The organism is Billgrantia kenyensis, from assembly GCF_013697085.1.
GTDB classification, from domain to species: domain Bacteria; phylum Pseudomonadota; class Gammaproteobacteria; order Pseudomonadales; family Halomonadaceae; genus Halomonas; species Halomonas kenyensis.
This window is the reverse complement of the sequence record NZ_JACEFT010000002.1, coordinates 160031-183007: the sequence shown is the minus strand read 5'-3', so window position 1 is coordinate 183007 and position 22977 is coordinate 160031. Positions and strand designations below refer to the sequence as shown.

Below are 22977 nucleotides of genomic sequence, written 5' to 3'. Positions count from 1 at the left end.
AGCGCCTCCGGCTCACCTCGCCTTGATCCCGCTCAATTTAACGCCAATGAAGTGAGCCCTCGCTTACACCAGATCGGCTCTCATCGAGACGTCTCGTCCGTCACGCCTCGCCGGGCCTCCTCGATGGCCGTCATCACCCGCTCGACATCGCCCACGCGGTGGGCCAGTGCTAGCGCCAGTTGGGCCAGGAAGTGGTTCTCCTGCGCCTCGGGCAGGGCGTCGAGGGTCTCGGCGAGGTGCTCGTAGACCCGCTCCAGATCGGCGAAGGGCAATGTGATATCGGTCATGCGGCGTCTCCTCCCAGGGCAAGGGTGAGTGCGGTATCGAGGTCAGCGGGGTCGAGGTGCCTCCAGCGCGCCGCCACGTGGCGATCGGGACGCACCAGGTAGGCGCTGCCCGGCTCGGCGCCGTAGGCAGCAAACAGCTCGCCCGTGCCCTGCAATGCCCTTCCGGCCGGACGTTCGCTGGCAACGACGAGCAGGTCAATGCGCTGACCTTGCGCCCGCAGAGCAGAGAGTTTCGCCTCCAGTGCCGCATCGACTCGGCCATCCCGGCTGAAGGCCAGCAGGGTGAAACCGCTCCCCAGGTGATCGAGCAAGTAGTCGTCCTGGCCCAGGCGGCGGTTGACGAGCGGCGCCCCGGGAATCGGCCCAGCGGTGAAATCACCGGCGTCGGGACGGGTCAGCGGGCTTTCGGCATAGGTGTAGGGCGTGACCTGGCGCGGGTCGGCGAAACCGCTGGCGTAGGCGTTGCGGTAGGCCAGGGCCAGGGCGGCGTTGCGCATGCGCCGGTAGCCGCGGCTCGGCGGGGTCATGAAGCGGGTGCTCTTGCCAGCGTTGGCGAAGACGTCCAGCGTGGCGCCGCGGCGCTCCGGGCTGTAGCTGTCGAGCAATCGATCCGGCGCCAGTCCCTTGAGTACCCAGGCCAGCTTCCAGCCGGCGTTGGCGGCGTCGGCCAGGCCGCTGTTGAGACCGCGCACGCCGAAGATCGGCACCAGGTGGGCGCTGTCGCCGATGAACAGCACCCGTCCATGGCGATAATCGTCGAGGGCCAGGGTGTACGCCTTGTAGAGGCTCCACCACTCCAGCTCCCAGTCGCCGGCTTCGCCCAGCACCTCGCGCACGATCAGACCGACCCGCTCGCGAATGCTGGCCTCCTCCAACGCTTGGTCCGGGTCCTCGCCGGGGCCGAGCTGATAGTCGATACGCCAGATGTCGTCGGGCTGCCGGTGCACCAGGATGGTGGCGTCGGGCAGTGCCCGCGAGTGGAAGAAGGCGCGCCGCTCGGTGGGAAAGTCGCAGCGCAGGCGAATGTCGGCGATCACGTAGCGGCCCTCGTAGGCCTCGCCGTGCAGCGCCAGGTCGAAAGCCTTGCGCACCACGCTGCGTGCACCGTCGGCGGCCAGCAGGTAGTCGCATGCCAGGCGGTAGTCGCCCTCCGGGGTGGCTACCTCAAGGGTCACGCCGCTCTCATCCTGGCTCACGCCGGTCACCGCGCTCTGCCAGCGCAGCGCCACGAGCGGGCTCGCCGCGGCCTTGTCGATGAGAAACTGCTCGATGTACTGCTGCTGCAGGTTAACCATCGGCAGGAAGCGCTCCTGCTCGGAGTGGGGCATCCGGAAGCGGTAGATCTCGCGGTCGCGATAGTAGGTGCGTCCCTGGGTCCAGCCCAGCCCCTTGGCCACGAAGGCATCATCGACGCCGAGCTGCTGCAGGATCTCCAGGCTGTGGCGTGACAGGCAGATCGCCCGCGAGCCGTCGTTGACGCTGGCCTTGTCGTCGAGCACCACGCTCTCGATGCCATGGCGCGCCAGTTCCAGGGCCGCGGTGACGCCTACCGGGCCGGCGCCGACGATGGCCACCCGATGACGCAGCGCCTGCCCATCCAGCTCGGCGGGACGAACGAAGGGGAAATGCGGATAATCGAAATAGAGCGAGTCGGTCTCGGCGCGTCCGGCGGGTCGCATGGGCGGCTCCTGTTGGCGTTGTATCGACTCAGAGCCTAACCCGATAGTGCCAGGGTGGCTGTCCCGCAAAAGCCGGGACAACCCGTACAAGAGGTGAAGCAATGACCGCTATCCACAGCGAACCGCCCGACTGGCCCCGCCTGATGCCGGCCGTGGCCGAGTGCGTGGCGCAGCTGGGCGAGGCGGGCTTCGACGAGGCGCTGCTCGCCCTGCTGCGCCAGGCGGTGGGCATCGAGCAGTGCATGGTGTTCGCCTTCGATGGCCGTGACGAAGTCGACTGTCTGCTGGCCGACAACCGCCGCGCGCCACGGGTGGCCGGCCGCCTGGCCCAGCTCTACACCGGCGGCCTGTTTCGCCAGGATCCCAACTACCAGCGCCTGCGCCTGCGCATGGCGGAGGAGCACGAGAGCGGCGACACTGAAGTCACGCCGATGCAGGCCGACGCCATGCCGGAAGCCTATCGCAGCCATCTGTTCGCCTTCCCCGAGCTGGTCGACAAGGTCTCGCTGACCCTGCCCGGGGCGCAGAGCGTCTACTACCTCAACCTCTACCGCGGCAGCGAGGCCGGCCCGTTCGACCGCGACGACATGGCCCGGCTCGACGCCCTGGCTCCACTGCTGGCCAGCCTGATGCGTCGCCACTACGACCAGGCCCGGCCGCTGGACGCGCGCCCCAGCGCCGAGGAAGCCGCCGTGCTCGCCCCGCTGTCCGAACGCGAGCGCCAGCTCTGTCTCTACCTGCTGCGCGGGCATACCCTCAAGACCGCCGCCGCCGAGCTCGATATCGCCCTGTCCACCGCCGAGACCTACCGCAAGCGCGCCTACGCCAAGCTCGGCGTGCCCTCCAAGGCGCGGCTGGTGGCGCTGTGTCGCCGGCGCTGAGCGGACCGCGCCTGCATGAAGATGTCATCTGCTACGGGTATGATAGGCGCGCTGTCACCCCCTGACCGAGCGGAGAGCCCATGGCATCCCCCCTACCCCACGACGTTTCCTTCCGCGAGGCGGTCCGCGTCTGGCTGCGCATCGCCCTGCTCAGCTTCGGCGGCCCGGCGGGCCAGATCGCCGTGATGCACCGCATCCTGGTGGAGGAGAAGCGCTGGATCGGCGAGAAGCGCTTCTTGCATGCGCTCAACTACTGCATGCTGCTGCCGGGGCCGGAGGCGCAGCAGCTGGCGATCTACATCGGCTGGCTGATGCATCGCACCAAGGGTGGGCTGCTGGCCGGCACGCTGTTCGTGTTGCCCGGCTTCATCGCCATTCTGGCGCTCAGCTACCTGTATGCCGCGCTGGGCAACGTCGGCCTGGTGGAGGGGCTGTTCTTCGGACTCAAGGCGGCGGTGCTGGCAATCGTGGTCAACGCGGTGGTGCGCATCGGCAAGCGCGCCCTGGGCAACAGCGTCATGCTGGGCATCGCCGCGGCGGCGTTCGTGGCGATCTTCTTCTTCGACATCCCCTTTCCGCTGATCATCCTGGGGGCGGCGCTGATCGGCTTTCTCGGCGGCCGGGCCGATTCACCCCTGTTCCACGTCGGCGGCGGCCACGGAAGCAGCGGCGCCGAGGGGCTTGCCGATAGCGACTCGCTGCTGGGGGCCGAGCTGCCCGCCCATGCGCGGCCCAACCGCGCCTGGTCGCTGAAGGTGTCGGCGATTTTCCTGACGCTGTGGCTGACTCCGGTGGCCCTGCTGCTGCTGACGCTGGGCCCGGACAACGTGTTCAGCCAGATCGCCACCTTCTTCAGCCAGATGGCGGTGGTGACCTTCGGCGGCGCCTATGCGGTGCTGAGCTACGTGGCCCAGGCGGCGGTCCAGAGCTATGGCTGGCTGGCGCCGGGCGAGATGCTCGACGGCCTGGGCATGGCCGAAACCACACCCGGCCCACTGATCCAGGTGGTGCAGTTCGTGGGCTTCATGGGCGCCTTCCGCGACGCCGCTCCCCTCGACCCCTGGCTGGCCGCCACCCTGGCGGCGGTGCTCACCACCTGGGTCACCTTCGTGCCCTGCTTCCTGTGGATCTTTCTCGGCGCCCCCTACGTGGAGCGCCTGCGCGACAACGCCGCGCTGAGCGGCGCCATGACCGCAATCACCGCGGCAGTAGTGGGCGTGGTGCTGAACCTGGCGGTGTGGTTCGGCCTGCACGTGGTGTTCGCCGAGATCGGCGAGTGGCGCGGCGCGGGGCTGCGCCTGCTGGTTCCCGACCTTGCCAGCCTCGACCTGGCCGCCCTGCTCCTCACCGTGGCCGCCATCCTGGCGATCTTCCGCTACGGCGTGGGCATGCTCAAGGTGCTGGGGGCATGCGCCCTGGCCGGGATGCTGCTCTCGCTGCTGTGAGCCCGCCCGTAACTCAGGCGGACTCGGCCAGGCGCTCGAAGGCCGCGGCGTTGGGGCAGAAGGCACGGCACTCGTCGACGCCTGCCTCGCGGCGCATGGCACCCCAACAGTAGCCGGCCACCGGGCAGGCATTGCAGTTGCCGCGCAGGCTCTGGTAGCTGACGTGGGCCTCGACGCTGGCCTGCTCGATACCGAAGCGCTGCAGCATGGCCGGCATCAGGGTGTCGGCCGGGACGAAGGCGCGATAGCCGCCGCGATCGAGATGCCTGGCCACTTCACGCTCGAAGGCGGGCTCCAAGGGGATCTTCAGGTCCTGCAGCATCTCGCTGTAGACCTGTGGCGATTCCGCTTCGATCTCGCGGACCAGCCGCCGCGTGGAGGCTCGATAGCTGCCTTCACAGAGACGGTTCCACCAAGAGGTGTTAGGTGCCTGGTTCATGATGTCTCTCCTCGATTATTGCGTTTCCCCCAGTATCGTTGTTCAAGGCAAGCGCTGCTTTGACCGAGATCAAAATAGTTTCAACTGAAACTTATTTCGTGACAGCCGAAAATGCCACGAGCACGGCCGGGGGCCGTGCTCGTGACGGGAGAGCCAGGGAACAATCAGGCTTCGGGGTCGCTGACCTCATCGGCAGACAGCCCCTCTTCGCCCTCGGCCGCTTCGAGCTGTTCGAAGAAGTAGGCGTGAGCAGCCTCACCGTCAACGCCCTTGTCGCTAGCTGCTTCCTTCCACGCACCTGGCAGCTCGGCGGCCATCTGCTGGAAGCGCTCGACCTCTTCGGCCGGCAGCTCGATGAAGGTGTTGCCGCGCTCTTCGGCGAACTCGATGCCACGCACGTCGACCACGTCCATCATGTAGCCGAACAGCTGGGAAAGCTTCTCGCCGGAAACGCTCTCGATCGCCTCGCGGTCCTCGTCGGAGAGCGATGCCCAGGTGTCGGGGTTCATCACCAGCGAAAAACTGCCGCGATAGAAGCCACCCGGCATCTGCACCGTGTAGGGCAGCACCTCGGCCAGGCGGAAGCTACGCAGGCCTTCGAGGGTGAGCATGGCGCCGTCGATGACGCCCTGGGTGGCCGCCTCGTAGGTGCTGGCGGGCGGCAGCGCCACGCCGGTCAGCTCCAATGCGTTGGAGATGTCCGACATCACGCCGCCGCCGATGCGTACCCGCTTGCCGCGCAGATCGTCGAGGCTGTCGATGTTGTCCTTGAGGAACAGCGCCCCCGGCCCGTGCACGCCCATGCCGATCACCTCGACGCCACGGTGCTCACCGGCATCGGCGAAGTACTCGTTGTGGGTGCGCCAGTAGGCGACCGAGGCGGCCTCGGAGGAGAAGTCCTCGAAGGTAGGCAGCTCGGGCAACTTGGTCAGCTCGAAGCGCCCCGGCATCAGGCCGTGGAACAGCCAGGTGACGTCGGCCACGCCGTCGGCGATCAGCTCCATCTGGGCGTTGGGCGGGCCCATGTCGTGCACCACGTTGACGGTCACGCGGCCCTCGGTGGCCTCCTCCACCCAGTTGGCCCAGGTCGGCCAGACGATGGTGTTGACGCCGTGATTGGGACCGGCCCAGGTGCTCACCGTGAGCTCGGTGGCCGCGGCGCTGTGGAAGGCGCCCAGGGAGAGCGCGGTGAACGTGGTCAGTGTCGCGAGCTTGTGCATTTTCATTGTCGTTCCTCGTGAGTCCTGATGGTCAGGGGTTGCGTGCTTTTTTTCATTTGCTTTTGTGATCGGTCGTCGATGGCTGGCGTTAGAGAGCAAGCTTCAGCTTTTTGCCCTTGGCACGCGAGCAACAGCTCATCAGCCGGTCCTGTCCGGCCCGCTCGCTGGCGGTGAGCACCTTGTCGCGATGATCGATCTCCCCCTCGATCACCTCGACCTGGCAGGAGCCGCAAAGCCCCTCCTCGCAGTCGCTGGGCACGTCGACGCCGGCGGCGCGCAGGCTCTGCAGCAGGGTACGGTCCGCCGCCACCTCGACTACCAGCTCGGAGTCGGCCAGCTCCACCTCGAAGGCGTGCTCATGCTCGGGGTCGAGCAGCGCGCCTTCGGCGGTAAAGTGCTCCACGTGCAGGCTGCCTTCCGGCCAGTGCGCGCTGCCGGCCTCCAGCGCCGAGAGCAGGCGCTCGGGGCCGCAGCCGTAGAGCAGCGTCGACTCCCGCGGCGTCGCGAGTAGCGAGGCGAGGTCGAGCCGGGCGCCCTCCTCCTTGGAATAGAGGCGCAGGGCCTCGTCGTGGTCACGCTCGAGCCGCGCGAGCAGTGCCATGCTGGCGCGGGAGCGGCCGGCGTAGTGCAGCTCGTAGGACTTGCCCAGCTGTTTGAGGCGGTCGGCCATGGCGATGATCGGGGTGATGCCGATGCCGCCGGCGACCAGCACGTAGCGGTCAGCCGTCTCGTCGAGGCGAAAGTGGTTCTTGGGCCCGCGCACGCGCAGTTCGATACCCTCGCGCACCGTGTCGTGGACCCAGCGCGAGCCGCCACGACCGGCTTCCTCGCGCAGCACGGCCACCTGCCAGTCGCCCGACGTCGCCGGGCCGCACAGCGAGTACTTGCGTGCCTCGCCACTGGGCAGCACCACGTCGAGGTGCGAACCCGGCGACCAGGCGGGCAGGTCACGGCCGGCCGGATCGGCCAGGGTCACACCGAGCACCCCCTCGGCCTCGGTTTCGGCGCGGGTCACCCGGACCCGGCGCACGATGGTGCGCGCCTCCGGCGCTCCTACGGGGAAGTCGCGCTGGGCCTCGCGCACCGCCGGGTCGCGGCGCTCAGGGTTCTGCGCCGGGTCCCAGCGCACCCACAGCGCCTCGGGGCCGCGAAACGAGGTGTTGGGCAGGAAGGTGAATTCCTGCTCCTCGAGCTCCAGCTGCGGCAGGCGCCGGGTGAACTCCTCGAGGAAGATACGCATCTCCATGCGCCCCAGATTCTTGCCCATGCACTGGTGGCTGCCATAGCCGAAGGTGAGATGATCGACGGCGTTGTCGCGGTAGATGTCAAGCTCGTCGGGGTTCTCGAAGTGAGCCGGGTCGTGGTTGCCGGAGGCGGTGACCATGAGGATCCTGCCGCCTTCGGGAATGGTCACGCCGCCGACCTCGGCGTCGCGGGTGGCGATGCGACGCCAGGCCACCACCGAGCCGGAGTGGCGCAGGCACTCCTCGGCCGCGGCCGGGATCAACTCGGGGTTGTCGCACAGCTCGGCCCACACCGCGGGGCGCGAGAGCAGCTGGCGAAAGGCGTTGGCGGTGGCCAGGGCGGTGGTCTCGTGGGCGGCGACGATGATCGCCATCATCATCGAGTGCAGGTAGCTGTCGGTGACCACGTCCGGCTTCTGCCGGTTCTTCTCGATCATGTCGTACATCCAGCCGTGGCCACGCGGCTGACTCTGCATCTTCCTGAGCACCTGGCCGGAGTACTGCCAGAACTTGCCGACCCCTTCGGCCACCTCGACCTGCTGCTCCGGCGAGGGGCGACCCCAGGTATTGAGGGTGTGGGCCACCGAGAAGCGGCGCAGCTGCTCCATGTCCTCCTCGGGTACGCCGAGGAAGTGCAGCGCCACGGTGAGCGGCACCTCCCAGAACATCTCGGCCACCAGGTCGGCTCGGCCGCGGTCGATGATGGCATCGAGCTTTTCGCGCACGAGTTGGCGCACCATCGGCGCATGCGCCTCCAGCACCTCGGGGGTGAAGGCATCGAGCAGCTCCCGGCGCCGCGCCATGTGGGCCGGCTCGTCCTCGTTCACCAGGGTGCGATGCATGCCGTAGTCGTAGCGTTCGAGCACCGCCAGGGCCTCGTCGCTGGAGGGGGTGATCTTCTCCAGGGCGATCGACGGCGAGAAGGTGAGGTTGTCGCGAAAGATTGCCTTGATATCGGCGTAGCGACTCACCACCCAGTAGCCGAGCCGGGGGCTGTAGAACACCGGCTCCTGCTCGCGGGACCAGCGCAGCGCCTCCGCCGGGTCGAGCTGATAGGGACGGTCGAAGGGGTCGAAGCCCGCCGCCTGCGGCGAGACGGGGCAGCCGTTGGGCGCCACTGGCGGCTCACCGGCGGCGTGGAAGGGACAGCTGCCCGCGCCGCTCTGGTTGGGCTGTGTCGCTGTGGTCATGGGGCCTCCCGCTGGTCGATCGCCTGGAATCGTTGCTGTCGTGAATTGCATGCCTGAACTTACTTTTATCGCACAATCTTTATCTTTTATCGCTACACTTGAGCAACATAGGCAGTTTGTCCGGGGACGTCAATCCCCGCCGGCTGCGTTACCATTCATCGCCACCACCGACACGAGGGAGCCGCTCGATGGCCACCACCCTGCAAACCCTGGATCGCGGCCTGCGCGCGCTGGAGATCATCGCCGAGCACACCGAGGGCATCAGCGTCGCCGAGCTGGCAGAGCAGCTCGAGGTGCACCGCGCCATCGCTTACCGCATCGTCACCACTCTGGAACAGCATGCCCTGGTGGCGCGCTCCGCCGAGGGCCCGCTGCGCCTGGGGGCAGGCATATCCCTGCTGGCTTCACGTTTCGAGCCGCAGCTGCGCGCGGCGGCCCAGCCGCTGCTGCAGGCGCTGGCCAGGGCCACCCGAGCCACCGCTTTCGTTTCGGTGGCCCAGGGCGAGGAGTGCGTGGTGATTCTGGTGGCAGAGCCCGAGGAAGGAATGCTGCGGGTGGGTTACCGGGTCGGCAGTCGTCATCCACTCACGCTGGGGGCGGCGGGTATCGCCATCCTCTCCGCCCGCCCGGCGCGAGCCGACGACAGCGAGGCAGTCCGCCAGGCCCGCGCCGACGGCTACAGCCTGACCCGCGGCCAGCTGCAGCGCGGCGCGGTGGGCGTGGCCAGCCCCGTGGCCACGCCGCAGTTCCGCCCTGGCATCGAGGCCTGCGTGGGGGTGGTGGCAATGGACGACCTCGACACCCAGCGAGCGATCCGCGAAGTGCAGGCACACGCCCGCCAGCTGGCCGAACTGCTCGGCCGCTGAGCGACACGCCGTCGCGGCCCGTGAAGCCCGGCTCCGGTGGCGCTACACTACGCACCACCCTTCGCTGCCACTTTGAGGCCTTCGATGAGTCGCCACCTGCTCTCCGTCGATTCCCTGACCCGCGAAAGCGTCGACCACCTGATGCGCGTCGCCGCCCGCATGGAACCCATCGCCCAACGCCGCCAGGTGACCCGGGTACTCGAGGGAGCCGTGCTCGGCAACCTGTTCTTCGAGGCCAGCACCCGCACCCGGGTCAGTTTCAACGCCGCCTTTTGTCGCCTGGGCGGCAGCGTATGCGACACCACCGGCTTCACCTTCTCCTCCATGGCCAAGGGCGAATCGCTCTACGACACCAGCCGGGTGATGAGCGGCTACTGTGACGCCATCGTCATGCGCCACCCCGACCAGGGCTCGGTGGCGGAGTTCGCCGCCGCCACCCACGTACCGGTGATCAACGGCGGCGACGGCCCCGGCGAGCACCCCAGCCAGGCGCTGCTCGATTTCTATACCATCGACAAGGAGTTCACCCGGCTGGGCAAGCGGCTGGCCGACGCCCACGTGCTGCTCACCGGCGACCTCAAGTACGGCCGTACCGTGCACTCGCTGATCAAGCTGCTGTCGCTCTATGACCCCATGCGCATCACCCTGGTGGCCCCGCCCGGGCTGGAAATGCCCAGTCACCTGATCGACCTGGTGGCCTCGCGCGGACACCGGGTGGAGGAACGCAGCAGCCTGGCCGACGACTACGCCGATGTGGACGTGGTCTACACCACCCGCATCCAGAAGGAGCGCTTCACCGCCGAGATGAGCGAGGGCTTCAGCCTGTCGCGGGACTTCACCGTCGATCGCGCCTTCATGGACAAGCGCTGCGGCCGCGACACCATCGTCATGCACCCGCTGCCCCGCGACAGCCGCGCGGACGCCAACGACCTCGATGTGGACCTCAACGGCGACCCGCGTCTGGCGATCTTCCGCCAGACCGACAATGGCATCCCGGTGCGCATGGCGATCTTCGCCACCCTGCTGCAGGTGGACGAGCTGATCGAGAAAGAGCTGCGCCCGGTGCGCTGGTTCGTGCCCGAGCGGGTGGGAGTCGACGACCCTTCACTGTGACGGTGCAGCCAACGCTCGGCATCGCTATGCTGTTGACGTAAGGCGAGTGACTGAGGCTACCTCCACTCACTCGCCGCCGACCCCATGACGATGCGGCTCCCGGCGAGCCGCACACAGGAATGCAAGCTCGATAACAACAGCCTTGCCGCTAAGGCAACTGGTACAAAGGAGATGCGACGCATGACACTGGAACGCGCATATATTTTGCTGGCCGTATTTTACAGTGCCCTGGTGGCGATCGGGGCCATCGCCCTTCTGGGAGGCGGTGGCCCGGTATGGGCCGTGGCAATACTGCTGCTCGGCGCCCTGGTGGCAGCCGGCCTGTGGGGGCACACCTTGGGCAGGCCAGTGATGAACCCGCGCATGTGGCGCCCTTTGGCGGGCATTCTGGCAGTTGGCTGTCTGCTGCAGCTTTTCGCCGTGTTCACGTTCTCCCTCTCCGGAGCCGAGATTACCTGGCTGCTGACCGGCGCCATCTTCTCGGTGCTTCCCGCCATCCTGCTGTTTCAGTACGGCGAGCGTGACCAGGAGGTGTGGGCCACACCCGAGGAGCGTGAAGGCGGCAAGATGCTTGACGAGCTGCTCGCCAGGCAGCGTGAACTGGTGCTGGAAAAGCAGGAAACCGACCGCCAGGCCACGGTCAAGCTGACCAAGGAGGGCGACACCTACCGCGCCAGCGTTACTCGGGGTCGCGGCGCCCATGTGGAGCGCTTCGAGGAAAAGTTCACCTGCCCCGCCACTCTGACTTTCTTCGTCATCAAGTACACCTGCATCTCGGTGAACGACATCGCCGCTCAGTATGCCGAGGAGCGGGTGTTGACCACCTGAGCCTGCTGCTCTCTCCGCCTGCCTCACCTATCGCTGCGCACGGCCCCCTGGGGGGCCGTGCGCCTCGGCGACCGCGGCAACCCCGCTGCGACAGCCAACGCCTTGTGGTTTTTGGACATCGACAGGTGCGCTGTGACCATGGCGCCGCCACCCTCCCTTGTCAACACTGAGGCTGGCGGGCAAGACACGCCCGACGCCTCGATACCGACAACAACAATCGCGGAGCGCATGATGGCGGAGGCAATCATCGAGACCCGGCGGCTGACCAAGAGCTTCCGGGGCTTCAAGGCAGTCAATGACATATCCATCCGGGTCGAGCCCGGTACCATCCATGCCCTGATCGGCGCCAACGGCGCCGGCAAGACCACCTGTTTCAACCTGCTCACCAAGTTCCTCGAGCCGAGCGCAGGCAGCATCCTCTACAAGGGGCGTGACATCACCCGGCTCAAGCCGGACCAGGTGGCACGGCTAGGCATGGTGCGCTCGTTCCAGATCTCGGCGGTCTTCAGCCAGCTGCCGGCGCTCGAAAACGTCAAGCTGGCGCTGCAGCGCCGGCGCGGCGAGTCCTACGACTTCTGGGGCTCCCAGCGACGGCTCGAGGCGTATCACGAGCGCGCCATGAGCCTGCTCGAGGAGGTGGGCCTCGACGACTGGGCCGACACCCTCTCCGCCGAGCTTCCCTACGGCCGCAAGCGCGCCCTGGAACTCGCCACCACCCTGGCGCTGGACCCCGAGCTGATGCTGCTCGACGAGCCCCTGGCCGGCATGGGCACCGAGGATGTGGGCCGCACCGCCGAGCTGATCCGGCGTGTCGCTGCCGACCGCACGGTGCTGATGGTGGAGCACAACCTGGGCGTGGTCGCCGAGCTCTGCGACCGCATCACCGTACTGGCGCGCGGCGAGGTGCTGGTGGAGGGCGATTACGCCACCGTCTCGCGGGACCCGCGCGTGATCGAATCCTACATCGGGGGAGCGCACCATGACTGACGCCGCCATCGCTCAGGCCGTCGAGCCCATGCTGGCCATCCGCGACCTCCACGCCTGGTACGGCGAAAGCCACGTGCTGCATGGCATCGACCTGGACGTGATGCCGGGCCAGGTGGTCACGCTGCTGGGTCGCAACGGCGCCGGCAAGTCCACCACGCTGAAGTCGATCATGGGCATCGTGCCGCGTCGCCAGGGCCAGATCCGCCTGCAGGGCAGCGACACCATCGCCATGCGCCCCTTCCAGATCGCCCGCCATGGTGTGGCCTACTGCCCGGAGGATCGCGGCATCTACGCCACGCTCGACGTTCGCGAGCACCTCGAGCTGCCGCCCCTGGTCGACGACAGCGGGCTGAGCACCGAACAGGTGCTGAGCCTGTTTCCCAACCTGCGAGAACGGCTGCACAGCCCCGGCAGCAAGCTCTCCGGGGGCGAGCAGCAGATGCTGGCCATCGGCCGCACCCTGCGCACCGGCGCCAGGCTGCTGCTGCTCGATGAGCCCACCGAGGGGCTCGCGCCCAGCATCGTGGAACAGATCGGCGACACCATTCGTCAGCTCAAGGCGCAGGGCTACACGATCCTGCTGGTGGAGCAGAACCTGCGCTTCGCCATGAGCGTGGCCGACCATTTCTACCTCATCGATCACGGCCAGGTGGCCGCCCGCTACGACCGCCAGGGGGTCGAGCAGGATGCCAGCGAGCTGCTGGCCCGGCTGGGCGTCTAGCGATCGGTCGAATGCGACAGGCTGCTACCGGGTCAGCTACGCGAACGATGGCGAAAGTGCGACGGCGAGATACCGTTCATGCGCTTGAAGGTCTTGGAGAAGGCGAAGGCGCTGCGGTAGCCCACTCGCCCGGCGATCTCCTCGATCGGCAGGTCGCTGGTGGCCAGCAGGTGGGTCGCGTGCTGCATGCGCAGCTGGGTGAGCTGCTGCATCGGGCTGCGCCCGAAGACCTGGCGGCTGATGCGCCGCAGGTGCTCGGTGCTGACGTGGGCAATCTCGGCCATCTCCTCGATGGTCCAGTGCCGCTCCAGGGTTGGCATCACCGCCTCGAAGACCGCCACGATGCGGGCGTCCCGCCGCCAGGGGTCGGCGAAGCGCGAGATGTAGTTCTCGATGGTGTCGATCCACATCACGCAGCTGGCGGGGTCGGCCTGGCCGTGGAATACCTCGCTGTAGAGCCCCAGCACGGCGTGCTTCATCGGCCGGGGGTCGAAGTGCTGCATGATCGGGGCGATGGTGCCCACCAGCGAGCGCGGGGCGCTGGGGAGGTAGCGCAGCCAGCAATACTGCCAGCGCTGGTCGGCCACGGCGTGGAAGGCGTGCAGGGCGTGGGCCGGGGCGAAGGACATCATGCCGCCGCGCATGGTGCGCCAGCGTCCGTCGAGCAGCATGCGCCCCTCGCCGCCGAGGGAGCCATGGATGTAGGCGCCGCTGAGCCGGGTACGCACGATGCGGTAGGGCACCGCCGCGTCGCCCACGCCGACATGGGAAATGTGCCGCTGCTCGAGGGCAGCACACTCCTCGGCGCGTACGATCCACTGCCGGGTGTCGTCGCCCACGATGTGGGTTTCGGATAGCTTTTCGTGTTCTGCAGCCATGGCGCGTTCGTCCATGTTGGCTCTAACTGATAAAGGTCCCAACACGATACACCCTGCGAGTCAGAGCAAAACCAACAACAACAGCAAATAGAGGAACAGGAGACATAACAATGCCAGCCAAACCCTCCTTCAAGACCCTTGTCGTTTCTTCCGCCGTGCTGAGCCTGGGCAGCATCGCCAGCGCCATGGCCAGCGACGACTACTCCGACGGCGTGGTGCGCATCGGCGTGCTGACGGACATGTCGGGCATCTACACCGACCTCTCCGGCGAGGCCGCCGTGGAGGCGGTGCGCATGGCCGTCGAGGACTTCGGCGGCGAGGTCAACGGCGTGCCCATCGAGGTCATCTACGGCGACCACCGCAATCGCGCCGACACCGGCGCCAGCCGCGCCCGGGAATGGTACAACAACGACGGCGTCGACATGATCAACGATCTGTCCAACTCCGGGGTGGCGCTGGCGGTGGCGGCGGTGGCCGACGAGCAGCAGCGCCACGCCATCGTCAACTCCTCGTCCAACATCGGCCTGACCAACGACTACTGCTCGCCCTACGTCACTCACTACACCTACGATGCCTACTCCCTGGCGCAGGGCACCGGCCAGTCGATCGTCGAGGACGGCGGCGACACCTGGTTCTTCCTCACGGTGGACTTCGCCTTCGGCATCGGGCTCGAGGAGCAGGTCTCCGAGGTGGTGCGCGACGCCGGCGGCCAGGTCGTGGGGGCGGCGCGACACCCGCTCGACACCACCGACTTCTCCTCCTATGCGCTGCAGGCCCAGGCCTCGGGGGCGGAGATCATCGGCATCGCCTCCACCGGCGCCGATGCCATCAACGCCATCAACGCCCTGGCCGAGTTCGGCGTCACCCCCGACCAGCGCCCGGCGGCCCTGCTGCTGTGGTACGACGACATCGTCAGCCTGGGGCTGGACACCGCCCAGGGGCTGCTGCTGACCAACGCCTTCTACTGGGACGCCAACGACGAGACCCGGGAGTTCTCCCAGCGCTTCTACGAGCGTACCGGCCGCATGCCCAACATGGCACACGCCGGCAACTACTCCTCTACCATCCACTACCTGAACGCGGTCGAGGCCGCCGGCACCGATGCCCCGGACGCGGTTTCCGAGCAGATGCGTGAGCTCGAGATCAACGACTTCTTCGCCTCGGGCGGCTATATCCGCGACAACGGGCGCATGGTCCACGACCAGTACCTGTGGGAGGTGAAGTCCCCCGACGAATCGGAGTACGACTACGACTTCCTGCGCCTGGTCACCACCATTCCCGGCGAGGACGCCTTCCAGCCCCTCGACGAGAGTACCTGTCACCTGCTCAACGGCAACTGATGCCCTGTCGCGCACGCCGGGCCGGGCCCGGCGTGCGCCTCCCCTACTTCGTTAGCCTTGCGAGCAAGTGATCATGGACATTCTCGGGATTCCCCTTCAGGCCCTGCTGGGGCAACTCATGCTGGGCATCGTCAACGGCTCCTTCTATGCGGTGCTCAGCCTCGGCCTGGCGATCATCTTCGGCGTGCTGAAGATCGTCAATTTCGCCCATGGCGCCTTCTTCATGCTGGGCGCCTTCACCGCCTTCCTTCTCGCCCAGTACATGGGGCTCGACTACTGGGTCACCCTGATCGTCGCCCCGCTGCTCGTCGCCGCCTTCGGCATGCTGTTCGAGTTCCTGTTCCTGCGCCGGCTCTACGGGCTCGACCCGATCTACGGCCTGCTGCTGACCTTCAGCCTGGTGCTGGTGCTGGAGGGGGGCTTTCGGGTGGCCTTCGGCTCCTCGGGGCAACCCTTCGCCACCCCCGAGCAGCTGCGCGGCACCATCAACCTGGGCTTCATGATCCTACCGCTCTATCGCGGTTTCGTGATCGTCTCGGCGCTATTGCTGTGCCTGGTCACCTGGTTCATCATCGAACGCACCTCGCTGGGGGCCAGCCTGCGCGCCGCCACCGAGCGCTCGGAGCTGACCCAGGCCTTCGGCATCAACGTGCCGCGCCTGATCACCCTGACCTACGGCGTGGGGGTGGGGCTCGCCGCCTTCGCCGGAGTGCTGGCCGCGCCCATCTTCCACGTCAATCCCTCCATGGGCTCCAGCCTGGTCATCATCATCTTTGCCGTGGTGGTGATCGGCGGTCTGGGCTCGATCATGGGCGCAATCGTCACCGGCCTGGGGCTGGGCGTGGTGGAGGGCTTCACTCGAGTGTTCTACTCCGAGTTCTCCTCCACCATCGTCTTCCTGGTCATGGTGCTGGTGCTGCTGCTGCGCCCGGCCGGCCTCTTCGGCCGGGAGGAGGGCTGAGATGCGCACCCTCTCCTACACCGGCCTCGCGCTGCTGGCGCTGGCGCTGCTGGCCGTGCCCTTCGTGCCCCAGCTGGTCTACTCGGTCTTCGTCATGAAGACGCTGTGCTTCGTGCTCTTCGCCTGCGCCTTCAACCTGCTGCTGGGTCACACCGGGATTCTCTCCTTCGGCCACGCTGCCTTCTTCGGCACCGGGGCCTATGTGACCGGCCAACTGGTCAAGGCGTACGGCGTTCCCACCGACCTGGGCATCCTCGCCGGCGGCCTGGTGGCGGCGGCGCTGGGGGCGCTGATCGGCGCGCTGGCCATCCGCCGCAGCGGCATCTACCTGGCGATGATCACCCTGGCGCTGTCGCAGCTGGTCTACTTCTTCTTCCTCCAGGCCCCCTTCACCGGGGCCGAGGACGGCCTGCAGCGGATCCCCCGCGGCACCTTCCTGGGCGTAATCGACCTGCGCAGCGACACCGCGCTCTACTACGTGGTGCTGGGCATCGTCGCGGCCGGGCTGTGGCTGGTGTGGCGCACGGTCAACTCGCCCTTCGGCAACGTGCTGCGCGCCATTCGCGAGCATGAGCCGCGCGCGATCTCGCTGGGCTATCCCGTGGCCCGCTACAAGGTGCTGGTGTTCACCATCTCGGCCGGCCTTGCCGGTATCGCCGGCTCGCTCAAGGCCATCGTGTTTCAGCTGGCGGCCCTCTACGACGTGCACTGGCACACCTCGGGCGACGTCATCCTGATGACCCTGCTGGGCGGCATGAACACGGTCTTCGGCCCCGCGGTCGGCGCCGCCCTGGTCTCCGCCCTCAACCACTACATGGACCCCTTCGGCGCCTGGGTCACGGTCATCACCGGGCTGGTCTTCATGACCTGCGTGCTGACTTTCCGCCAGGGCGTGGTCGGCGAGCTCGGCCAGTGGCTGCGCTCACGTCGTGCCTCGCCGTCTGCGCCCAGGGCCCGGCCCCGCTCGCCTGCACAGCAACAATAACAAGGAGAACCGCATGTCCTCATTCGACCGCAAGACCCTGATGGCCCGCTTCCAGGAGATGACCACCCGCGGCCAGCCGATCATCGGCGGCGGTGCCGGCACCGGCATCTCGGCCAAGTGCGAGGAAGCCGGCGGCATCGACCTGATCGTGATCTACAACTCGGGCCGCTACCGCATGGCGGGCCGCGCCTCCTCCGCCGGCCTGCTGGCCTACGGCAACGCCAACCAGATCGTGCAGGAGATGGCGCTGGAGGTGCTGCCGGTGGTCAAGCACACCCCGGTGCTGGCAGGCGTCAACGGCACCGACCCCTTCGTGATCATGCCCAAGCTGCTGCGCGAGCTGAAGGAGCTGGGCTTCTCTGGGGTGCAGAACTTCCCCACCGTGGGTCTGATCGACGGCACCTTTCGCATCAGCCTCGAGGAGACCGGTATCACCTACGGCAGTGAAGTGGACATGATCCGCCAGGCCCATGAAATGGACATGCTGACCACGCCCTACGTGTTTTCGGCCGATGAGGCGGTAGCCATGACCGAGGCGGGCGCCGACATCATCGTGGCGCACATGGGCGTCACCGTGGGTGGCACCATCGGCGCCGAGTCGGCCAAGACGCTCGACGAGTCGGTGCGGCTGATCGACGAGTGGGCCGAAGCGGCCCGCCGCGTGCGAAAAGACGTGATCATCCTCTGCCACGGCGGCCCCATCGCCACCCCCGAGGATGCCACCTACGTGATGCGCGAGAGCGAGCACTGCAACGGCTTCTATGGCGCCAGCAGCATGGAGCGCCTGCCCACCGAGGTGGCTCTGACCGAGCAGATCCGCCGCTTCAAGGCCATCGCCTGATCACCCCCAGGAGGACACCATGACCCGAGTCTATGTCAGCGCCGTCATGCCCATCACGCTGGAGCAGGCCTGGCGCGTACTGCGCGATTTCAACGGCCTGCCCGATTATCACCCCTTCTTCGCCAGGAGTGAGATCGAGGGGGGCAAGCCGGCCGACCAGGTCGGCTGCGTGCGCCACTTCCACGACCACGACGGCAACTTCATCCGCGAGGAGCTGCTCACCCTGTCGGACCGCGAGCATCGCTGCTGCTACCGCATCCTCGAGGCCCCCGCGCTGCCGGTCCACGGCTACGTGGCGGAGATGTGCCTCAAGCCGATCACCACCTCGAACCAGTGCTTCGGCGAGTGGTGGGCCGAGTTCGAGGTGGCCGAGGCCGATCGCGAGGATGTCGTGCAGCGCGTCTCTGATACGTTTCGGCTGGCCTTCGAGGGCGCCGCCGGGCACTACGCCCGCTGACGTTCCCGCGGCACGCGTGCCGACGCAAGCCCCCCTGACCTCATGGCCAGGGGGGCGCCGCCGTTGCCAGGCTAGACCGAGACGCCGAGATAGCGGCCCAGAATGGTTTCATCGGCCATCGACTCGCCGTCGGCAGTCTCGTGGACGATGCGGCCTTCGGCCATGAAGTAGGCGCGATCCGCCGCCAGCACGGCGGCCTTGACGTTCTGCTCGATCAACAGCACCGCCACTCCTTCGCGGCTGAGCTCCCTGAGGCTCAGGGCAACGTCCTCGACCACCGCGGGCGCCAGCCCCTCGGTGGGTTCGTCGAGGATCAGGCAGCCCGGGTTGGTGACCAGGGCACGACCGATGGCCAGCATCGAGCGCTCGCCCCCGGAGATCTGGTCGCCGTAGGCCCGGCGCCTGCGCCCCAGGGAGGGGAACAGTTCGAACACGCGGCTGGTCGTCCAGCGCTGGCCTGCCGGCCCCTTGCGGGTGTTGAGCTGCAGGTGCTCATCGACGCTGAGCGAGGGAAACAGGCGGCGGCCCTGGGGCACGTAGCCCACGCCCAGCCGCGCGATGCGATGCGGCGACCAGCCCAGCACCTGCTGGCCGAGCAGCTCCACCGAGCCGCGCGCCTGGGGCGGGTCGAGCCCCATCAGCGCCCTCGCCAGGGTGGTCTTGCCCACCCCGTTGCGCCCCATCACCGCCACGCACTCCCGGCCCACGTGAAGGTTGAGCTGCTGCAGCGCGTGCCCGAGGCCATAGTGGGCCTCGAGCCCCTCGACACGTATCATCGTTTCAGCCATTGGCACGCCCCAGGTAGATGTCGCGCACGCCTTCGTGGGCGGCGATTTCGTCAGGACTGCCCTCGGCGAACATCTCGCCCTGGTGCAGCACGGATATCTGGTCGCTGAGCGCCAGCACCATCTCCATGTCGTGTTCGATCATCAGCAGGGTCACCTCCTGAGGCAGGTCACGCAGGATCCCCTGCAGCACCTGCCGCTCGGCATGGGAGAGGCCGGCGGCCGGCTCGTCGAGCAGCAGCAGCCGAGGCCGCTGCGCCATCACCATGGCGAGCTCCAGCTGGCGCAAGGTGCCATACGACAGGTTGGCCACCGTCTCGTCGAGCACCGGCGTCAGGCCGAGCTGGTCGGCCGTGCTCATCAGGTCGTCGTCCAGGCGCGACTGCCAGGGCTGCCACAGCGACGGCAGGCGGCCGTTGCCCCGGGCCAGGGCCAGGTTCTCCCTGACCGTGACCGAGGGCACCAGAGTGGAGACCTGATAGGTCCGCCCCAGCCCCTTGAGGGTGCGCTGGATCACGCTGTCCTCGCGGATCTCATCACCGAAGAAGTGGATCGTTCCGCGGTCGGGCTTGAGCTCGCCGGCGATCATGTTGAACAGGGTGGTCTTGCCGGCGCCGTTGACACCGATCAGCCCGCGCCGCTCGCCAGGCTGAACCCGCAGGTTAACGTCGCTGGCCACCGTCAGCGAGCCGAAGGACTTGGCCAGGCCGGCGACCTCCAGCGCCGGCACCAGGCTCATCGAGGGCTGAGCTTCAGTCATAGTAGGGATCCGAACAGTCGCCCGGGGGGAAGTCGCGGCTGTCGGGCTCGCCGGCGAGGTACTCCTCGGCGTCGAAGGGCCCGAACTGGCTGACCTCCTCGTAGGTCTTGATCGGCACATTGACCAGCCGGCCGTCCACTTCCTTGACCTCGTTGATGTAGATGTTCTGCACCGGGTTGCCGTACTCGTCGAGGTGGAACGGACCGCGCGGCGCGTCGGGCATCTCGGTCTCGCGCAGGGCGGCAATCACCGCATCGCGATCCCCGCCGTTGGCGCTCTCGAAGGCATTCACCGCCATCTTGAAGGCGACATAGCCGTGCTCGGCCGGCGCCAGCGGCATGACGTCGTCGCCGTGCATGTCCCAGAAGGCGTCGCGGAAGGCCACGAACTCGTCGGTCTCCAGCCCTTCGGCATACTGCAGCGCCGACAGCCCGCCGATGGCCTCCTCGCCCATCTCCGGCAGGTCGCCCACGGCGAAGAAGTTGGAGCCGCCGAGCAGCGGCATGCGCGCATCGATGCCGAAGTCGTGGTACTGCTGGAAGAACGCCAGGCCGTCGCTGCCGGCGCCGTTGTAGAGCACCGCATCGCCGTCCGGCAGGGTCGCCAGGATGGAGCTGTAGTCGGAGGTGCCGGTGGGGTGCCAGATGCGCTCCACCGACTCGCCGCCCGCGGCGCAGAAGCCCTTGAGGAAGCCGCCCAGCTGGTTGTAGGGGAAGGAGTAGTCCTGGCCCACCGCGATGATGCGCTGGTGGCCCAGCTCCTCGGCCACGTACTGGCCGAAGGCGAACATCGGCTGCGCCCCGGTCCAGCCGGCCCGCACCACGTTCTCGGCGCGGTCGCGCATGGTGATGTCCTCGGGCGCCGAATAGGAAATCACCATCGGCATGCCCGAGCCCTTGGCCCACTCCAGCCCGGCCAGGCCGGTGCCGCCCAGTACCGGGCCCACCACCAGGTCGACGTCGTCGCGCGACTCCATGGCCCGCAGGCGGTCCACGGTGGTCTCGGCATCGCCCTGGGAGTCGTAGAAACGCACCTCCAGGCCGAGCGCCTCGAGGCGGTCGGCATACTCCTCCATGGCCAGCTCAACGCCCATGCGCTGCTGCTCGCCGAAGAAGGAGAACACCCCGGTGGTGGGGCCGATCACCCCGACCCGCAGGCCGTCGTCAGCCTGAAGATGGGCGGCGGAGCCCACCGCCAGGGCGGACATGCCGCTGATGATGAGCGTCTTGGCGTGCTTCATGGCTCTTCTCCTCGGGTTGTTGTTGTCACGGAAGCCTGTGGCTTCGACTTGCGCTTGAAATACTGCTCGAACACCTCTGCCAGACCGCGCGGCATGAGGAGTATGGAGAGCAGCAGGACTAGACCGATCACCATCATGTGACGGTCGGTGTACTGGGAGACCAGGGTCTCCAGGGCGATCAGCACGGCCACCCCCAGGGCAGGGCCCAGCAGGGTGCGGTAGCCACCCAGCACTGCGGCGGTCAGCACCCACACGGCGTGCCCCAGCCCCAGCGGCGAAGGCGACATGATGCCCATGTCGTAGACCAGGAAGACCCCCGCCACGCCGCCGATCATCCCGGCCAGCACGAAGGCGGTGAAACGCGCCAGGTAGACGGGGTGGCCCAGGGCGCGCATGCGCTGTTCGTTCTCCTGGATGCCCAGCAGCAGCAGCCCGAAGGGCGAGCGATACAGCCGCCACACGGCGAGGAATATCGCCACCGTAACCGTGGCCACCAGGACGTAGAAAACCCGGGTATCGTTGAGGTTGAGGTCGCCGTAGACCGGCATGCGTACCCCGGCGATGCCGTTGTAGCCGCCGGTGACGTCGACCCACTGGAACGACAGCGCCCACACCATCTGCCCCAGCGCCAGTGTCAGCATCAGAAAGCTCACCTGGCGCGAGCGCACGGTGAGCAGGCCGAAGATGACCGCGCTCACCGCGGTGAACAGCAGCGCCAGGGTCACCAACAGCGGGAAGGGCAGGCCGTAGCGCACGCCGAGGATGGCGATGGTGTAGCCGCTGATGCCGGCGAAGGTGGTCTGGCACAGCGAGAACCAGCCCAGTCGCCCCGCCAGCAGCGAGAAGCTCAGCGCCGCCAGGGCGTAGATCATCGCCCGGTTGGCCTGGGAGACCGCATAGTTGCCCATCAGCAGCGGCCAGGCCACCAGCAGCGCGACGATTGCCAGAATGATCAGGTGCTCACGTTTCATGCGGTCCTCCCGAACAGTCCCTGGGGCCGGAAGACCAGGATCAGCGTCATGGGTAGAAACAGGAAGAAGAGGGCGAACTGCGGCAGATAGCCGGTGGCGAAGCTCGACACCATGCCGGTGATCAGCGCCCCCACGGCCGCGCCCTTGAGCGAGCCCATGCCGCCGATGATGATCACCACCAGCGAGAGCATCAGCACGCGCACGTCCAGCCCCTGGGTCAGCGACATGTAGGAGGTGCCCACCACGCCGGCGATCCCCGCCAGGAAACTGGCCACGGCGAAGACGCCGCCGAACAGCAGCGGCACGTTGATGCCCTGGGCCATGGCGGTCTCGCGGTCGTCGACCCCGGCGCGAATGGCCGCGCCGATGCGGGTGTAGGTCATCACCAGCCACAGCGCGATGCCCAGCAGCACGGCGAAGATCATGATCAGGACCCGGAAGTAGGGGTACATCATGACGCCGAGGTCCACCGGCGCGCGCAGCTCGCGCGGCAGCGGCAGGCTTACCGGCTGCCCGCCGTAGACCACCAGCAGGGCGTCGGCGATGATCAGGCCCACGGCGATGGTCAGCAGCGCCTCGGAGAGGTCCATACCGCGCACCCGCTGCAGCAGGAAGCGCTCCATCAGCAGTCCGCCGACCAGGGCGGCGAGGCCGCCGGCAAGGATGCCCAGCGTCAGACTGCCGGTGTCGCGAATCACCTGGACGCCGATATAGCCGCCCAGCAAGTAGAAGGCACCGTGGGCCAGGTTGACCACCCGCATCAGGCCGAAGGCCAGGGTCAGGCCGCTGGCCATGATGAACAGCAGTGCGGCCATGGTCAGGCCATTGAGGGCGAGAAAATAGAAGGTGTTCATGGGCT

23 protein-coding genes are annotated in these 22977 nt (G+C 67.5%); 12 read left to right on the top strand and 11 right to left on the bottom strand.

The window, feature by feature from the left end:
- Window positions 1-80: 80 nt before the first annotated feature.
- Both H1D44_RS03410 and H1D44_RS03405 read right to left on the bottom strand, forming a co-directional pair.
- On the bottom strand, window positions 81-287 hold the full coding sequence (locus H1D44_RS03410; protein WP_181513437.1) for a DUF2783 domain-containing protein: 207 nt from the start codon (window positions 285-287) through the stop codon (window positions 81-83).
- Window positions 284-1966, bottom strand: a complete 1683-nt coding sequence (locus H1D44_RS03405; RefSeq protein WP_181513436.1) for an FAD-dependent monooxygenase — start codon at window positions 1964-1966, stop codon at window positions 284-286. The genes H1D44_RS03410 and H1D44_RS03405 overlap by 4 nt, the downstream gene beginning before the upstream one ends.
- Window positions 1967-2067: 101 nt before the next feature.
- Between H1D44_RS03405 and H1D44_RS03400 the strand changes: the two genes are divergently transcribed.
- Window positions 2068-2847, top strand: coding sequence for a LuxR C-terminal-related transcriptional regulator (locus tag H1D44_RS03400; RefSeq protein WP_181513435.1), 780 nt, complete (start codon window positions 2068-2070; stop codon window positions 2845-2847).
- An 80-nt stretch (window positions 2848-2927) separates the two neighbouring features.
- The gene (gene chrA, locus H1D44_RS03395; RefSeq protein WP_181513434.1) at window positions 2928-4292 is read left to right on the top strand and encodes a chromate efflux transporter; all 1365 of its coding nucleotides are present in this window, start codon (window positions 2928-2930) and stop codon (window positions 4290-4292) included.
- Between the two features lie 13 nt (window positions 4293-4305).
- On the opposite strand, the gene H1D44_RS03390 is transcribed toward chrA, so the two are convergent.
- The 3 genes from H1D44_RS03390 to H1D44_RS03380 all read right to left on the bottom strand — a co-directional run bounded on the left by H1D44_RS03390 (window position 4306) and on the right by H1D44_RS03380 (window position 8385).
- A complete protein-coding gene (locus H1D44_RS03390) occupies window positions 4306-4731 on the bottom strand; it encodes a hypothetical protein (protein WP_181513433.1) in 426 nt (141 codons plus the stop codon).
- A gap of 164 nt (window positions 4732-4895) precedes the next feature.
- On the bottom strand, window positions 4896-5951 hold the full coding sequence (locus H1D44_RS03385; RefSeq protein ID WP_181513535.1) for a TRAP transporter substrate-binding protein: 1056 nt from the start codon (window positions 5949-5951) through the stop codon (window positions 4896-4898).
- A gap of 88 nt (window positions 5952-6039) precedes the next feature.
- Window positions 6040-8385, bottom strand: coding sequence for a cytochrome P450/oxidoreductase (locus H1D44_RS03380; protein ID WP_181513432.1), 2346 nt, complete (start codon window positions 8383-8385; stop codon window positions 6040-6042).
- Between the two features lie 188 nt (window positions 8386-8573).
- On the opposite strand from H1D44_RS03380, the gene H1D44_RS03375 reads away from it, so the two are divergent.
- From H1D44_RS03375 to H1D44_RS03355, 5 genes are all read left to right on the top strand, one after another.
- Window positions 8574-9251: an IclR family transcriptional regulator gene (locus tag H1D44_RS03375; RefSeq protein WP_181513431.1), complete on the top strand. Its 678-nt coding sequence runs from the start codon at window positions 8574-8576 to the stop codon at window positions 9249-9251.
- An 84-nt stretch (window positions 9252-9335) separates the two neighbouring features.
- On the top strand, window positions 9336-10364 hold the full coding sequence (gene pyrB / locus H1D44_RS03370) for an aspartate carbamoyltransferase (protein ID WP_181513430.1): 1029 nt from the start codon (window positions 9336-9338) through the stop codon (window positions 10362-10364).
- A gap of 180 nt (window positions 10365-10544) precedes the next feature.
- Window positions 10545-11192 (top strand): hypothetical protein, encoded by a 648-nt coding sequence (locus H1D44_RS03365; RefSeq protein WP_181513429.1) that lies wholly within the window; start codon window positions 10545-10547, stop codon window positions 11190-11192.
- 228 nt (window positions 11193-11420) lie between these two features.
- Window positions 11421-12179 (top strand): ABC transporter ATP-binding protein, encoded by a 759-nt coding sequence (locus H1D44_RS03360; RefSeq protein ID WP_181513428.1) that lies wholly within the window; start codon window positions 11421-11423, stop codon window positions 12177-12179.
- Window positions 12172-12900: an ABC transporter ATP-binding protein gene (locus tag H1D44_RS03355; protein WP_181513427.1), complete on the top strand. Its 729-nt coding sequence runs from the start codon at window positions 12172-12174 to the stop codon at window positions 12898-12900. Before H1D44_RS03360 ends, H1D44_RS03355 begins: the two co-directional genes overlap by 8 nt.
- A 32-nt stretch (window positions 12901-12932) precedes the next feature.
- Here H1D44_RS03355 and H1D44_RS03350 read toward each other — a convergent pair whose 3' ends face one another.
- Entirely contained in the window at window positions 12933-13793 is an 861-nt protein-coding gene (locus H1D44_RS03350) for a helix-turn-helix transcriptional regulator (protein WP_181513426.1), read from the bottom strand.
- A gap of 95 nt (window positions 13794-13888) precedes the next feature.
- Here H1D44_RS03350 and H1D44_RS03345 point away from each other — a divergent pair, with 95 nt between their 5' ends.
- From H1D44_RS03345 to H1D44_RS03325, 5 genes are all read left to right on the top strand, one after another.
- Window positions 13889-15118: an ABC transporter substrate-binding protein gene (locus tag H1D44_RS03345; RefSeq protein ID WP_181513425.1), complete on the top strand. Its 1230-nt coding sequence runs from the start codon at window positions 13889-13891 to the stop codon at window positions 15116-15118.
- A 73-nt stretch (window positions 15119-15191) separates the two neighbouring features.
- Window positions 15192-16079: a branched-chain amino acid ABC transporter permease gene (locus H1D44_RS03340; RefSeq protein ID WP_220127951.1), complete on the top strand. Its 888-nt coding sequence runs from the start codon at window positions 15192-15194 to the stop codon at window positions 16077-16079.
- A gap of 1 nt (window position 16080) precedes the next feature.
- Entirely contained in the window at window positions 16081-17064 is a 984-nt protein-coding gene (locus H1D44_RS03335; protein ID WP_181513424.1) for a branched-chain amino acid ABC transporter permease, read from the top strand.
- Between the two features lie 13 nt (window positions 17065-17077).
- Window positions 17078-17905, top strand: a complete 828-nt coding sequence (locus tag H1D44_RS03330; protein ID WP_181513423.1) for a phosphoenolpyruvate hydrolase family protein — start codon at window positions 17078-17080, stop codon at window positions 17903-17905.
- A gap of 19 nt (window positions 17906-17924) precedes the next feature.
- Window positions 17925-18362, top strand: a complete 438-nt coding sequence (locus H1D44_RS03325; protein WP_181513422.1) for an SRPBCC family protein — start codon at window positions 17925-17927, stop codon at window positions 18360-18362.
- Between the two features lie 71 nt (window positions 18363-18433).
- On the opposite strand, the gene H1D44_RS03320 is transcribed toward H1D44_RS03325, so the two are convergent.
- The 5 genes from H1D44_RS03320 to H1D44_RS03300 are packed head-to-tail and all read right to left on the bottom strand — an operon-like array spanning window position 18434 to window position 22972.
- Entirely contained in the window at window positions 18434-19150 is a 717-nt protein-coding gene (locus H1D44_RS03320; RefSeq protein WP_220127950.1) for an ABC transporter ATP-binding protein, read from the bottom strand.
- Window positions 19143-19907, bottom strand: a complete 765-nt coding sequence (locus tag H1D44_RS03315) for an ABC transporter ATP-binding protein (RefSeq protein WP_220127949.1) — start codon at window positions 19905-19907, stop codon at window positions 19143-19145. Before H1D44_RS03315 ends, H1D44_RS03320 begins: the two co-directional genes overlap by 8 nt.
- Complete coding sequence (locus H1D44_RS03310; RefSeq protein ID WP_181513421.1) at window positions 19900-21147, bottom strand: ABC transporter substrate-binding protein; 1248 nt, start codon at window positions 21145-21147, stop codon at window positions 19900-19902. The genes H1D44_RS03315 and H1D44_RS03310 overlap by 8 nt, the downstream gene beginning before the upstream one ends.
- Window positions 21144-22118 (bottom strand): branched-chain amino acid ABC transporter permease, encoded by a 975-nt coding sequence (locus H1D44_RS03305; protein ID WP_181513420.1) that lies wholly within the window; start codon window positions 22116-22118, stop codon window positions 21144-21146. The genes H1D44_RS03310 and H1D44_RS03305 overlap by 4 nt, the downstream gene beginning before the upstream one ends.
- Complete coding sequence (locus tag H1D44_RS03300) at window positions 22115-22972, bottom strand: branched-chain amino acid ABC transporter permease (RefSeq protein WP_181513419.1); 858 nt, start codon at window positions 22970-22972, stop codon at window positions 22115-22117. Before H1D44_RS03300 ends, H1D44_RS03305 begins: the two co-directional genes overlap by 4 nt.
- Between the last annotated feature and the right edge of the window lie 5 nt (window positions 22973-22977).